This is a genomic window from Niameybacter massiliensis, assembly GCF_001282685.1.
In the GTDB taxonomy this organism is placed as follows: Bacteria; Bacillota; Clostridia; order Lachnospirales; family Cellulosilyticaceae; genus Holtiella; species Holtiella tumoricola.
In genome coordinates this window covers 1,937,660-1,951,241 of the sequence record NZ_LN875035.1, presented here as the reverse complement: position 1 = coordinate 1,951,241, position 13,582 = coordinate 1,937,660, and the positions used below count along the sequence as shown (strand labels likewise).

The window sequence follows — 13,582 nt, the reverse complement described above, 5'->3', positions numbered from 1 at the left end:
CAGATTAGTACTCTAAATAATAGAAACATAAAAGTACAGTACTCAAAGCGTTAATAGGAGTATTGTACTTTTTATTTGATATCTTATAATTGTCTTATATGAAAATAGTTATAGAGTTTACCAGAAAAATTATAGACTCCTCTAAATAGATAAGGAGATAAAAGGGAGACAGATTAAGATGGATACGTTAGAAGCAATTAACCAGTTAGCAAAGTTCCTTGCAAGAAGAGATATTGAAGCAGTGAATGCAAAAACAGTTGACCTTATTATATTACTTGGAAATGCCTTGCCTTATACCATTGAGTTTGTGGCAGACTTGTATCATAAAGGTATAGGAAAACAGGTGATGATTGTAGGTGGAAAGGGGCATTCAACAACCTATTTATGGGAAGCCTTAAAGCAGGATAAACGCTATACACACATGGAGGTAGAAAATCAAGATGAATCAGAACTTTTTAAAAGGATACTGGTTGAACAGTATCATCTACCCAAAGAAGCCTTATTTATTGAAAATCAGTCTACAAACTGTGGCAATAATGCAACCTATGCCATTGAAAAAATGGCTGCCTATCATCTTGATCCTAAATGTATTTTAATTATACAGGATCCAACAATGCAGATGCGTAGCCATCTTACTTTTATGAAGTATTTAAAAGAGGTTAAGTTGATTAGTTTTGCACCTTTTATACCTTATCTTAAGCAAGAAGGAGAAGAATATTTTATAGAACCCCGTTCTATAAATGGATTATGGGATGTAGAACGGTTTATATCCCTCGTGATGGGAGAAATCCCAAGGCTTAGGAATGATGTCAATGGCTATGGTCCAAAAGGAATGAATTTTATTTTCCCTATTGAACTACCACCAGAGATAGAAGCTTGTTATAGCTATGTTCAAGACTATGGACTTCAAAACTTTGGTCACACTGTAAAGGACAGGCCCCGTGAATCTCAATATGAAGTATAAGATTGGTGATATTTGGTATAAAAGTTTTCGAGACTACATAAGGTGTAATAACTCTAAAGAGAGGAATTAGACCTATGCAAATTTGTTATATTCCAGCAAAACAAAAATCTTCTAAAGAAAATCAGGTACTACTCTACAGCAGTAGTATAACCTATTTATTAGGCGCTATTTCTAGAATAGGTGATCCGCAAGTGCGGCTTTTACTAAACATATGTCTTATATTAGGAGCTGTAGCAGGTACTCAAGGAATGATGAATGTGATAAAAAAGGCAAAAAAGTAACTACATAATAAAAATAGACACTGCCTACTGGACAGTGTCTATTTTTATGTGCTTATTTATTTAACAAAGCTTCCAATAACTTCATTAACCATTTTACCATCAGCTTTACCTTTGAAGAGTGGCATTAAGTTTTTCATCAAAAGCCCTTTATTAGATGTATCAAGGCCTTGTTCAATAATTGTTTTTTCAACTAAACTTCGTACTTCATCTTCACTCATTTGTTGTGGTAAGAAGGCTGATAAGGCTTCTAATCTTACCTTTTCTTCTTCTACAAGATCAAGGCGACCACCAGCAGTATAGGCATCGATAGATTCTTTAACTTGTTTTACTTGCCTATTAAGCAAAGCAAGTTCTTCATCTTCAGTTAAATCTGCATGTTTTTCCTTTGAAGCTAATTTAATATCTGAAACAACTGCGCGCAGTGCATCTCTTTTTATGGCTTCTTTATTACGCATGGCCTCTTTAACGGCATCATTTAATATTTCTAATAACATCTTTTGTCCTCCTAAAAAAATTTTTAATAGATAAAATAAATTATAACATATTGTTGTCAAATTTATAGATAAAATTTCGTTTAATATAGATAAATTTCAGATGTAGTATATAGAATACATAAAAAATGTTAGAGATTAATAATGATTTTAATCTCTAAATAATAAAATAGTAATAGGAATAAATAAAATGCACAAGATTAGGGGGGAGTCACAATGAAAAAGTATGATGTAGGGTGTAGGAAATGGATGCAACTCATGAGAAGGGGTAAAGGGGTGGAACTTTTAACAGAAGAAAGTTTAACACTAGATACAGTATTTTTTCATGGCGTTATTATTAATAGTCATGGTGGACATTATGAACGTTGGATTCATTTATCTACATTAGATGAAGTTATTGGCTTTCTGACTTATGCTTTTTTACCTACTGCATTCTATAGTATTATGAATAAAGAGAATATCTTTTGTATGCCTACAGATTGTTCCTTTGATGAGATGATTGAGCTTTTAGAAGAAGATTTGTCTATTTATAAGGCTGAATTGTTACCTTATATGAAAGTGGTAAGTCATCAATTGGATCAGCTAAAGGCTGGTACTTGGGTAGAAAAAAGAGGAGTACTTAAGACCATAGAACGTCTTATAGAACAAGCCTTTAAAGGTGAATGTAGCCGATTAATTGGTTTTCAGATTTTCTACTCCCCTCTAGAAGTAGGGGAATGTTTAGTACGTTGTTATCGGGATGATGATTTGTTTGAAGAAGATGTAATAGAGCAAGTGATAGGTTTTACACAAGCCCAATGGCTATCTATTTGTCAAGAAGCGCTCATTAAACGAAGCAGTAAACAGAAGTTTATAGAGATTATGAATCAATATATGTTGGATATTTTATAGATGTTTTATTATAGAACTAAGCCCTAACACCTAAAAAGAGAAGATACTTAAAATAAAGTATCTTCTCTTTTTAGGTGTTAAGTTCTTCAACTAGGCGTTTACAATTTCTCCACCATTAATATGAATGGTTTGACCTGTTATATAAGAAGCTGCTTCTGAGGCTAAGAAAACATATGCTCCAGCACATTCGATAGGTTGCCCAGCACGAGCAAGTGGTGTATTCATTCCAAATTGAGCGACTTTGTCTGCTTGGAATGAAGAAGGAATGAACGGTGTCCAAATTGGACCTGGGGCAACAGCATTGACGCGTATGCCAGATTTAGATTTGGCAAGAGAAAGAGAAAGGGAACGTGTAAACGCTGTCAAAGCACCTTTGGTCATGGAATAGTCAATGAGTGTATCGTGTCCATGGAAAGCGACAACAGAAGTCGTATTAATAATACAAGCACCTGATTTAAGATGAGGAAGGGCAGCTTGTGTAATGTGGAAGGTACCATAGACATTTGTTTTAAAAGTGCGATCAAATTGTTCATCTGTAATGTCTTCTAGTTTTTGCGCTTCAATTTGAACAGCAGCATTGTTGACTAAAATATCAAGCTTTTGAAAATGATTAAGTGTTGTTGTGATGACACGTTCACATTCAGCTTTTTGGGTAATGTCTGCTTGAATAAGAAGACATGTACGCCCAATTGCTTCGATGGCTTGTTTGATGGTTTCGGCATCGCGAGATTCGTTGAAATAGGCAATGGCCACATGAGCACCTTGTTTGGCATAAGCTAAAGAGACAGCACGACCAATACCACTGTCACCACCTGTAACAAGTGCGACTTTATCTTGAAGTAAGTTACCTTTTAATGCATAGGCATCAGCATCATAGATTGGTAAAGGATTCATCTCAGCTTCTAGTCCAGGATGTTGGTTTTGATGTTGCGCGGGAAAAGCTGTAGGGAAATCGATCATAAATAACCTCCAATAATGATAATTTTTCTAAGGTTATTATGAGTCAAAAGATGAAAAAGTATATTGTAAAAATTATTCAGACAAAATATACTTAAAGAAGTTAGATGGATATATGAGGATTAGAACGCTTAAAATATGAAAAGGCAAAATATGTAAATAGAAAAAGGATGAAACAAGGTCAGTAGCAAAAATAAATAATTTTGAAGAGGAGTATAAAATGAATCGATTAAAATTAGTTTTACCAACATTGAAATATAAAGAATGTGTTATAGACTACAAAGAAGAATTTATTCGTAACAATGAACGTATGGATGGTTGCGCAACATTAAGAGAAGCAAGCACTTTTGAAGAATGGTACGAAACATTCCAAGATACTTTAAAAGAAGAAACAGTAAGACCAGGATTTGTACCAGCAACCACTTACCTTGCAATGGATATAGAGGAAAGATTAATAGGGATGATTGATATTCGCCATCGATTAAATGAGTATTTATTAAATTATGGTGGACATATAGGCTATAGCGTGAGAAAGTCTGAAAGAAGGCAAGGATATGCGACCCAAATGTTAGGTTTAGCATTGGAGAAATGCCTAGAACTAGGAATCAAAGAGGTTTTGGTGACTTGTAACAAAGAGAACATTGCATCGGCTCAGACCATTCTGAACAATGGTGGGCAATTAGAGGATGAACGTCTAGAAGGCGATGCATGTATTCAAAGATATTGGATAAGCTTAGAGTGAATTTCCAACTTGTGTTGATTTAAAGCGTATGTATTAGTAAAAATAGGATGTTGAGGTGACTATAAATGCTAGAAAGTATGCTAATATTAATCAACCAAGGTGTAAATATGATATTTCAAATTATTTTATTTGGAATAATCCCATTTGGATGGTATGCCCTATCACATAGAAGTTGTAAAGGTTTTTTTGAATACATAGGTATTAAAAGGACAAAAAAGCAAAGTTATACACAAGCCTTCAAGATTACGGCAATAACCTATATATTTTCCATCATCGTATTACTTATATTGAAAGCCGTTCAAGGTGGAATGAGTACAAATGCTTTGATAAAAGTATATGATAAAGGGATTGTAATCTATAGTATATCTCTTATATTATTTGGATTACAAACAGGTATAAGCGAAGAAATTCTTTTTAGAGGTTTTTTTGCCAAAGGATTAATCAAAAGATATGGATTCCTTAGAGGCAATACCTTACAAACATTAATTTTTATGTGCCCACATATAATGACTTTTGGTCAAGCATCTCTTTTAGAATGTGCTTTAGGTATGATTAATTCAGGTGTAATAGGATTTGCTTTTGGGTATATCATGCATGATAAAACAGAAGGAAGTATTATTCCTATAATAGGATGTCATATGGCTGTTAATATAATTTCAAGCATTATAATAAATGTGCTTTAAAGAGAATCATTTATCATAAAAAGAATACGTTTGTAAAATTGGATGAGATTATTAAGGGTAGGATCTGTAGATATAGAAACACATAATGAATTTTTAGGAGAAAGAAAAAATGATAAGAACCTATAAGTTAAATGAGGCCTATAGTGAACAATTAGCAAGAATATTAAGTACGGATGTGAAATTACACTATGCCCTATCTCCTAATACAAAAATGGAGAAGATTAGTGGTGCAGAATATCTACAGAACTGTAAAACATGGGCAGCTAAAAGACAAGGAGAATGCTTTGCAATCGTACAAGATGATGAAGCAATAGGATCAATATCTTTTACACATAAGGAAGAACAAATAGCAGGTGTAGGTTATTGGATAAGAAGTGATATGTGGGGAAATGGTTTTTGTACGCAAGCATTTTTACAAATGCTTCAGATTGTCAAAAAGGCAGGTTATACAAAGCTTACAGCTAGTATATTAAAAGGAAATAGTGCATCCAAGAAAGTATGGGAGAAATACAATGCCGTTTTTGAGAGGGATGATGAAAGATACTATCCTTTGATTGATTTGGAACAAGTAGAGAGGATGATGCACATGATTTACTATAGTGATGAAAAGTTACTTATAAGAAGTATGAACGAAACAGATGGTGAAGTTTTTTATAACACCTATTTATCTTATAAGTGGCATCCCGATAGGAAGACTTATAGCAATTACTATAAGGAGCAAGAAGCTGGTAAGAGGAAAGTTTTTATAGCAGAATATGAAAATAAAGTAGCAGGAATGTGTACCCTCATTTTAGAGCCAACCGAAGGGCCTTTTGGAAGTAAGGGTATTCCAGAAATCGTTGATTTATGCGTGTTTTTCCACTTACATCATAAGGGGATTGGAAATAAGTTACTTGATGTTGCAGAGTCAGAAGCGGCTAAGAGAGGCGATGAAGTCTATCTAGCAGTGGGGGTACATTCAGGTTATGGAACAGCACAACGCATGTATATCAAACGTGGCTATATTCCCGATGGTACAGGTGTATGGTATCAAAATAAACAGCTTGAACAATATGCAACATGTTGCAATGATGATGATTTATTGCTCTTTCTTTCAAAGCGATTTAAAGAAGTATCATTGTAAAATAAGCCCCTTCATAGAGGGGCTGTTTTGGTTTATAACCAAGTAATCTGGGCATTTTTTCTAGGTGCTGTTCGCTTATAGCTCACATCGGGATAGCCAATGACTAAGCAAGAAATAAGTCTTTTACTATCTTGTAAGCCCAGTAACTCTAGAATGGCTTCATTATCTTGAGTAGCATGTAAGAAAAAGCCGCTATAGAAAGTACCAAGACCTAAAGCATTGACCATTAATTCCATATTTGTAGAAGCGAGGCCTCCATTAATAGGTGTTGGAGAAGTAACTAGGATTGCCAATGGTGCATTGAAGAAGAGACTATCATTTTTTGATGGGTCTTTCTGATATTCATTGTAGCTATGAATCCAAAGGTTGGCATATCTTTTAAGATGCTCGGTCTCAGGCGTTAGGTTTGCAAGAATTGCTTCACCTTTTTGTTTTAAGCTTTCATAAGCTAATGCTTTTAACTCATTAAGTTTTTCTGAAACCACAATATAAGACACATCTTGACTATTTCTTGATGTTTGAGTAAACCTGCCTGCATCGATTATTTTAAGAACTTTATCTTGTTCTACTTCTTTGTCCTTGAATTTTCTTACACTTCTTCGGAACTTAATAAAGTTTAAAAGATTGTCTGCGCCCACAGTAAAAGTATCCTTGTTGTAAGGAAGAACTTCATCCATATTATAAGTATCTGTTGAAACAGCATCTACAGGACAGATTGCCACACAGTGACCACATTCCGTACAGCCTTCATTATGGATTACAGCTTTTCCTTCTTCTAAACCAATGACATGAACAGGGCAATCTTTGATACATTGTGTACAAGCAATACATTTATTTTTATCTACTTTGAACATTTTCACACACTCCTAAATAAGATTGAGAGCTCCCAACAACTATAGAATAGACTGAGTGAGTCATTTGACATTTATATGCCTAAAATTTATAATTTTTCTATGAGAGATTGATGGCAGTCTACGGAATAATAGCAGTATAGCACTGCATAATAACAGATGTCTAATTTAAAAAAAATATTAATCTATAACTAATGGTTATAGATTGAAGAGAGATATAAATAATAGAATAGATAAAGGAGAGCCAATGAACTTACAACAATTAGAATACTTTAAAGTAATAGCGAAGACCCAAAACTTTACGGCAGCGGCTCATATACTCTTAATTACACAACCTGCGCTTAGCAAGACGATTTCAAAATTAGAAGAGGAATTAGAGGTTCCACTTTTCGAAAGAGAAGGACGTAACATCAAGATTACACCATTTGGAGAAACCTTTTTGAAATATGCAGATGCCGCATTGAATGAAATAGAAAGAGGCAAAGAAAAACTTCAAGAAATGAAAAGGCATGATGATTTTATTTTATCTATAGCATCAACGAACTGTATAGGTGCAACATTCATTCCTTTTTTAATAAGTACCTTTTTGAGTAACCATTTACAAACAAGGTTCAACCTAAATACTCAATCTAGCGAAGAGATTTTAAAGCATCTGAAGTATGGTAGAGTAGATTTTGGATTTTTTGATGACTTAAAGGAGATGGATGCTTATCCTGAAATTGAAGCAGTATTTGTAAAGAAGGAAGCATATGTTTTAATTGTACCTAAAAATCATCATTTAGCAAATAAAGAGGAAGTTGCCTTAGAAGCTTTAAGGGAAGAGAACTTTATCGTCTATAAAGGGAAATCCCAAGATGAAAAAGTATCCTATGAGAAGATGATGGGGTATACACCTAAGATTATTGCAGAACCCAATGAAAGTAGTATTCTTTCAGGGTTAGTTGCTGCAGGTGCAGGGATTGCTATTGTTCTAGATACGCCAATGATTAATACCAATAAAATATCAATTGTAAAAATTAAAGATGATATAGGCTATAAAAAGATTTATATGGGATGGAATAAACAGACCGCTTTATCAGCACACAAACAGGCCTTTAAAGCCTATGTGCTCAATTTAAATGAAGAGAGAATGGAATAGAAACATATGTATTTTGTTGATAAAAGCATTGTGTTGTGAAGAGGAGGTATAAAATGATAGGAAAGCGTGTTACAGTAAAAGTGGATCGAGCAATGGGTACCTACCATCCGAAGCATAAAGATTTATATTACCCGATTAATTATGGATATATAGAAGGCATTATGGCACCAGATGGTGAAGAGCAAGACGCTTATCTTTTAGGGGTTTTAGAACCGGTGGAGACCTTTACAGGTAAAGTTATTGCAATCATTCATAGAACAAATGATGTAGAAGATAAATGGGTGGTCGCACCGGATGGTATGACTTTTACAGTAGATGAAATAAGACAACAAGTTCATTTTCAAGAACAGTATTTTGAAAGTGAAATATTGCTTTAGGCACTATAGAAATTCAAAAGGGCATACGTTTAATGACAGATTAATTAATAAAATTGTAAGGGTATGGAGGATGTATGGAATACAAGCATATTATTATTGTGGGAAGTCCAGGAAGTGGGAAAAGCTATCTGTCTAAAAAAATAGCAGAGGCCATAGGCTACCCTTTGATTCATTTAGATAAAGAATATTGGAGACCTAACTGGGTGAAAACACCGAGGAATGAATGGGTAGAAAAGCAGCATAAGATGGTGACAGGCGATAAATGGATTATTGATGGGAATTATGATAGGACTTTAGAAATGCGCTTTGAAGCAGCTGATGTAATTATTGATTTAAATATCAATCATTACCTGTGTATGTGGAGCGCAATCAAAAGACTTGGCAAGCAACGTTCGGATTTACCTAATGATTGCATAGAAAAAGTGGATAAAGAGTTTATAGACTTTTTAAAGTTCATATGGAAGTTTCCTCAAACAGGTAGAAAGAACATACAGAGGCTTAAGACTAAATATCCAGATAAGGTCTATGTAGAACTAACAAGTAGAAAAAAAGTGAATCAGTGGATTAAAGAAATACAGGAAACAGGGGTTATAAAGAGATGAAAAGAAACTTGATTAGGTGTTGTGTGCTATTGGTAAGTTTCCTTACATTAAGCTTTAGTATCTTGGCGGGAGATATCCCAGAAGCACTGATGGAAGGCGACCAGAAAGCACTATTTATAGGAGAAATCAAAGCTATTCAAGATACATACTGTACCCTCATGCCGTTAACCCTTATGATGGGGAGCATAGATGAAGAAGTGCTACAAGTTCAAAAGTTAACAGCGTATTACGGAACAGATGAAATACCTCAACAAGGAGATTATATTGTGGCAGTCTTAATAGACGCGCAACAAGTCGATCCATCATGGTTATTTAAAGTAACTTCTAGTGATTATGAAACGCTTAAGTTGGTGAGTGAAAGATACAATATGGTTGAAAGATATGAAGGGTATATTAATGAGGGAGCTTACTTTGAAGCCCAAAGAAAATTAGATGAGGTAAGTGGAGAAGCAGCACAACCTACACAAGAAGTTCAAGCAAGCAATCAGCCAAACAATGAAGTGAAAAGTTATCAAGGAATACTTATAGGCATAGGGATTATCGTCATCATTGGAGGACTCGTTGTGTGGTTTAAGAGAAAATAACAATAAAAGTGAGGATGAATAATGGATATTATTGAATACATAACCTATGACAAAAAGGATGAATTGATAAAGTACTTAAAAGCATGTGAATGGGGAGCGAGTAAATTTCTAGCTCAGTTAATCACGGAGCAAACATTTGAAGAGATGTTGGGGAAAGATGGAAAGGTTTATTTTCTTATGGATCAAGAAAAGGTTGCAGCTTTTTTAACGCTTACTCAAAAGGACTGTATTGATGAGAATAGCTTGTTCCCGTGGATTGGATTTGTTTATACAGATCCAACTTATAGAGGACACCGCTATAGCGGTAAGCTTATCCAACATGCTTTAAAAGTTGCCAAGGAGCAAGGGTATGAAAAGGTTTATTTGGCGACAGACCATGTGGGATTATATGAGAAGTATGGTTTTGAATATGTAGAAAATAGAATGGATGTATGGAATGAAGAAAGTAGAATTTATTCTATCCATCTTTAAAATAAGGATTGAATACTAGAGAGCATCTTCTTGTAAAGGCGATGCTCTTTTTGTGTCTTGAAAGTTAAGAGATATAAAATACATAAATATATAAACACATAGATATGAAAACACATAATATGCAAACAAAAATGAGAAATGTTTATTTATATATAGACTAAATGCGAAATTAGTTTTATAATAGAAATCAGAAAATAGTAAAAGCATCTATAAAAAATACTATAAATACACTGTAAAACAGGGTTAGGAGATAGGTTTATGGAAGAGAATAATCGTATGTGGGACGAGGATATTGAAACGATTGTAAAAGGATATAGAGAAACAAATGAGCATTTTGTTTGCGTTTTATGTGGGTGCACATTTGAAAAGGGAAGAATCTATAAAGTGGAGGGTGAACTTTATGATGCCTTTGGTGCAGTAAAAAAACATATGCAACAAAAACATGGTGAAACAATCGATTACCTATTGAGCCGCAACCCTGAACTTATGGGGATTTCTGAGATTCAGCAAAGAATACTAACACTTATGTCCCAAGGGAAAGATGATAAAATGATAGCTAAGGAAGTAGGAATTGCTCATTCTACAGTACGTAATCATCGCTACAAGCTCCGTGAAAAGGAAAAGCAAGCCAAATTGTTTGTAGCCTTAATGCAATCTTTAGAAGAAAAAACAAGCAGATGTATGAGCCAGTCTGATAATGGTGTTATTGAGCATCTACACGATACTGCGACAATGATGGATGATCGCTATAATATTACAGATACTGAAAGAGAAAAGACCATCAAAGCTTATATGGATACCAATGGTGCGATTAAACAGTTCCCAGCTAAGGAAAAGAAAAAAATTATTATACTCAGAGAAGTGATGAAAAACTTTACAAAGGACCGTGAGTATCCTGAAAAGGAAATCAATAGAACACTGGGACGTTTATATGAGGACTATGCAACCATTAGAAGAGCCCTTATAGAATATGGTTTCTTAGATCGCTCAGATGATTGTCAAACGTATAGGGTAAAAGAATAAAATAGGATAGAAGGCGCTTGAATGTGCCTTCTATCCTATTTTTGTACGCTAGGTAGAATATATCCTTTTTCTAACCATTTATCTAAAGCTTTTTGATTGAAAATATAAGCAGTATCACTTATTTGTATATAAGGTAATTCAGATATAGGATCTTGAATGATCTCCTTAAGCTGTTTTTCCGATACATCTAAATATTTAGCTGCCTCACCTAAATACATATTCTTAGGATTATTTAATAAAGAAGTGATGCCATTAGCAGATTTATTATTTGAAGTAGAAGTTGCTTTTTGAAGTATTGAATTCAGTTGATTCAACTGATCTGCAACCCTATAATCTGTATTATTACTTGAAGTAGGTGCGTAAAAAGTAAGATTATTAAGTGCATCTTTAATCCATAATCCACTTAATAAAATAGTACCAGATAAAGTAAAAAGAGCAATCGTTAACCATTTATCCTTTAACATAGTTATCCTCCATAAAATTTTAATTATATATAATTTTAGATTATAGCATGAAAATAGAGTGTGGAATAGTGGGGCTATAATTTTAGTGATTCTGGCTAAAAATGAACCCTTTGTGCATATTGCTAGAACTCTATTTTTTGAGTATACATTTTGCACAAACGCTAAGATTTTAGCCCCTCTCCCTTCCAAATTCACTTTTATGATTTCTAGGAAAAAAATCACCAAAAGGGCATTGTTTTTTGGTTCTGAATATTTATAAAAATTGTGAATATTTAAGACTAGACGCAGTTTGTTTTTTCTTGTATAACTATAGTATCAAGACAAGCACAAGAAGACGGTAATCCTAGGCCCACTTCCTTCTTGTACTACTAAAGATAAATAGTGAAATCCTAGTCCCCTCTGCTAGTATGAAGCGATTTATTTTTAGGCACTGTTCTTAGAGGCGGTGGCAGCTTCTTAGATCAGTTACTATACGAAGTCTACATAGTTCTTTAAATCCTATTCAATAGGTATTAAAATTACCCCATGTCAGTTGCTACGAAGCACCTTAATACGGCCAGCCGACTTGGTAACCAGCAGTGATAACTATACGATAGCTCTTTCACCTAAGGTCACCCAACACAGGCGCACCAACTTAAGCCTAGTCAAGGCATCCTACAAGGGTAATGGCTAAATCTTGAGCATATGGATTACCTCTATGAAGTCTTCATATTTTGCCACAACATACAAGCCACTCTAAATCTACCTATGTTTTATCAGGGGGAGGTCGATTTAGAGTGGCTTGTTGTGCGTAAAATGATTTTATGATAGAAAGTTAAAAGATGAATTGTTGTAAAATTTAGTTTTTTAATATAAACTTGTAAGTAATCCACTTTAAAATAGAATTTTTATAAATGATAGGACAAGGGGAGTAAAAATAATGAATAGGACATTGCTTAGTAGTGAAACAATCCATGGGATTAAGGAAATATGTCAGAATAAGCCTGAAGTAAGTATTACAGTAGGCTTATATAAGAAGGGGGTAGAGGCCTATCACCTCTTTCAAAATGAAGGAAATGAGGTACCTTATGAGCAATATAAGTATGAGATAGGTTCTATAACAAAAACATTTACAAGCTATATTTTAGGTAAGGCAGTTATAGCGGGAAAGGTATCATTAGAAGATCGGATCAATAAGTTTATTTCTAATTTACCTTCAGGAAAGCTCTATCCCACATTAAGAAGCCTTGCAACACATACATCAGGATATCCTAGTGATACGCCAGAGTTTGAGGAACGTTTTAAGCAAAATATTGCAGAGAACGAATATAATAAAATCAATTATACAGAAATGATTAAAATGCTAGAGGATATTGAGCTTGAAGATAAGACTTATCCAGCAGTAGGTATTTTAGGGTATTGTCTATCATAAGTGTATCATCAACCTATTGACGCTTTAATTGAAGAATACATAGAAGACTTAGGCTTAAATCATACATCTATAGTCAATAAAGCTGACATTAGCGAGCTCATTAGTGGATATGAAAAGGGAAAAGCATTAGGCAATTTAATATGGGATAAAGAAAGTATTATCGGAGCAGCAGGTTTTTTATGCTCGACAGCAGAAGATATGTTGAAATATGCTCAGTCACAATTTGATTCAAATAATAAAGTAACAAGGCTTTGTCATATGAAACATGCAGAATATCAAAGAGGGAAGGGGCTACCGCTAGATATAGGTTTATGCTGGATATTGATACCAGATTTAGATATTTCATTTCATAGTGGAGGAACGAGATGTTTTGCGAGTATCTTATGTATAGATACAAAAAGAGAAGTTGCTGCCGTTATACTAAGTAATTGTTACATGGAAGAAATTATAAATCTATGTATTGGGCAAGTGCGGGAGTTAAGCAAATAGATATTTTATAGGTCGATAAATTAGAATTTAGCTGAATGTA

16 protein-coding genes and 1 pseudogene are annotated in these 13,582 nt (G+C 34.1%); 13 read left to right on the top strand and 4 right to left on the bottom strand.

The window, feature by feature from the left end; genetic code table 11:
- Positions 1-178 precede the first annotated feature (178 nt).
- Both BN2390_RS14710 and BN2390_RS14705 read left to right on the top strand, forming a co-directional pair.
- Positions 179-964: a YdcF family protein gene (locus BN2390_RS14710; protein WP_053985081.1), complete on the top strand. Its 786-nt coding sequence runs from the start codon at positions 179-181 to the stop codon at positions 962-964.
- Positions 965-1,038: 74 nt separating this feature from the next.
- Positions 1,039-1,245 carry a hypothetical protein gene (locus BN2390_RS14705; RefSeq protein ID WP_053985080.1) on the top strand — a complete coding sequence of 69 codons (207 nt, stop codon included), beginning with the start codon at positions 1,039-1,041 and terminating at the stop codon, positions 1,243-1,245.
- 56 nt (positions 1,246-1,301) lie between these two features.
- On the opposite strand, the gene BN2390_RS14700 is transcribed toward BN2390_RS14705, so the two are convergent.
- Positions 1,302-1,739, bottom strand: coding sequence for a GatB/YqeY domain-containing protein (locus BN2390_RS14700; protein WP_053985079.1), 438 nt, complete (start codon positions 1,737-1,739; stop codon positions 1,302-1,304).
- A 213-nt stretch (positions 1,740-1,952) separates the two neighbouring features.
- Between BN2390_RS14700 and BN2390_RS14695 the strand changes: the two genes are divergently transcribed.
- Positions 1,953-2,627, top strand: coding sequence for a hypothetical protein (locus BN2390_RS14695; protein ID WP_053985078.1), 675 nt, complete (start codon positions 1,953-1,955; stop codon positions 2,625-2,627).
- A gap of 90 nt (positions 2,628-2,717) precedes the next feature.
- Here BN2390_RS14695 and BN2390_RS14690 read toward each other — a convergent pair whose 3' ends face one another.
- A complete protein-coding gene (locus BN2390_RS14690) occupies positions 2,718-3,587 on the bottom strand; it encodes an SDR family oxidoreductase (RefSeq protein ID WP_330373799.1) in 870 nt (289 codons plus the stop codon).
- 217 nt (positions 3,588-3,804) lie between these two features.
- On the opposite strand from BN2390_RS14690, the gene BN2390_RS14685 reads away from it, so the two are divergent.
- The 3 genes from BN2390_RS14685 (at position 3,805) to BN2390_RS21460 (ending at position 6,132) form a co-directional block, all read left to right on the top strand.
- The gene (locus BN2390_RS14685) at positions 3,805-4,326 is read left to right on the top strand and encodes a GNAT family N-acetyltransferase (protein ID WP_053985077.1); all 522 of its coding nucleotides are present in this window, start codon (positions 3,805-3,807) and stop codon (positions 4,324-4,326) included.
- A gap of 65 nt (positions 4,327-4,391) precedes the next feature.
- Positions 4,392-5,009, top strand: coding sequence for a CPBP family intramembrane glutamic endopeptidase (locus BN2390_RS14680; protein WP_053985076.1), 618 nt, complete (start codon positions 4,392-4,394; stop codon positions 5,007-5,009).
- A gap of 109 nt (positions 5,010-5,118) precedes the next feature.
- Positions 5,119-6,132 (top strand): GNAT family N-acetyltransferase, encoded by a 1,014-nt coding sequence (locus BN2390_RS21460; RefSeq protein WP_082238801.1) that lies wholly within the window; start codon positions 5,119-5,121, stop codon positions 6,130-6,132.
- A gap of 32 nt (positions 6,133-6,164) precedes the next feature.
- Here BN2390_RS21460 and BN2390_RS14670 read toward each other — a convergent pair whose 3' ends face one another.
- Positions 6,165-6,986: a nitroreductase family protein gene (locus BN2390_RS14670; RefSeq protein ID WP_053985075.1), complete on the bottom strand. Its 822-nt coding sequence runs from the start codon at positions 6,984-6,986 to the stop codon at positions 6,165-6,167.
- A 244-nt stretch (positions 6,987-7,230) separates the two neighbouring features.
- On the opposite strand from BN2390_RS14670, the gene BN2390_RS14665 reads away from it, so the two are divergent.
- The 6 genes from BN2390_RS14665 (at position 7,231) to BN2390_RS14640 (ending at position 11,178) form a co-directional block, all read left to right on the top strand.
- Positions 7,231-8,121 (top strand): LysR family transcriptional regulator, encoded by an 891-nt coding sequence (locus BN2390_RS14665; RefSeq protein ID WP_053985074.1) that lies wholly within the window; start codon positions 7,231-7,233, stop codon positions 8,119-8,121.
- Between the two features lie 53 nt (positions 8,122-8,174).
- Complete coding sequence (locus tag BN2390_RS14660; protein WP_053985073.1) at positions 8,175-8,498, top strand: inorganic pyrophosphatase; 324 nt, start codon at positions 8,175-8,177, stop codon at positions 8,496-8,498.
- 74 nt (positions 8,499-8,572) lie between these two features.
- Entirely contained in the window at positions 8,573-9,100 is a 528-nt protein-coding gene (locus BN2390_RS14655) for a P-loop NTPase family protein (protein WP_053985072.1), read from the top strand.
- The gene (locus BN2390_RS14650) at positions 9,097-9,684 is read left to right on the top strand and encodes a hypothetical protein (RefSeq protein WP_053985071.1); all 588 of its coding nucleotides are present in this window, start codon (positions 9,097-9,099) and stop codon (positions 9,682-9,684) included. The genes BN2390_RS14655 and BN2390_RS14650 overlap by 4 nt, the downstream gene beginning before the upstream one ends.
- Positions 9,685-9,705: 21 nt before the next feature.
- Positions 9,706-10,155, top strand: coding sequence for a GNAT family N-acetyltransferase (locus tag BN2390_RS14645; protein WP_053985070.1), 450 nt, complete (start codon positions 9,706-9,708; stop codon positions 10,153-10,155).
- Positions 10,156-10,413: 258 nt separating this feature from the next.
- Entirely contained in the window at positions 10,414-11,178 is a 765-nt protein-coding gene (locus tag BN2390_RS14640) for a DUF2087 domain-containing protein (protein WP_053985069.1), read from the top strand.
- Between the two features lie 35 nt (positions 11,179-11,213).
- Here BN2390_RS14640 and BN2390_RS14635 read toward each other — a convergent pair whose 3' ends face one another.
- On the bottom strand, positions 11,214-11,642 hold the full coding sequence (locus tag BN2390_RS14635) for a helix-turn-helix domain-containing protein (RefSeq protein ID WP_053985068.1): 429 nt from the start codon (positions 11,640-11,642) through the stop codon (positions 11,214-11,216).
- Between the two features lie 919 nt (positions 11,643-12,561).
- Here BN2390_RS14635 and BN2390_RS22140 point away from each other — a divergent pair.
- Positions 12,562-13,542: pseudogene (locus BN2390_RS22140) on the top strand (serine hydrolase domain-containing protein).
- Positions 13,543-13,582: the final 40 nt, after the last annotated feature.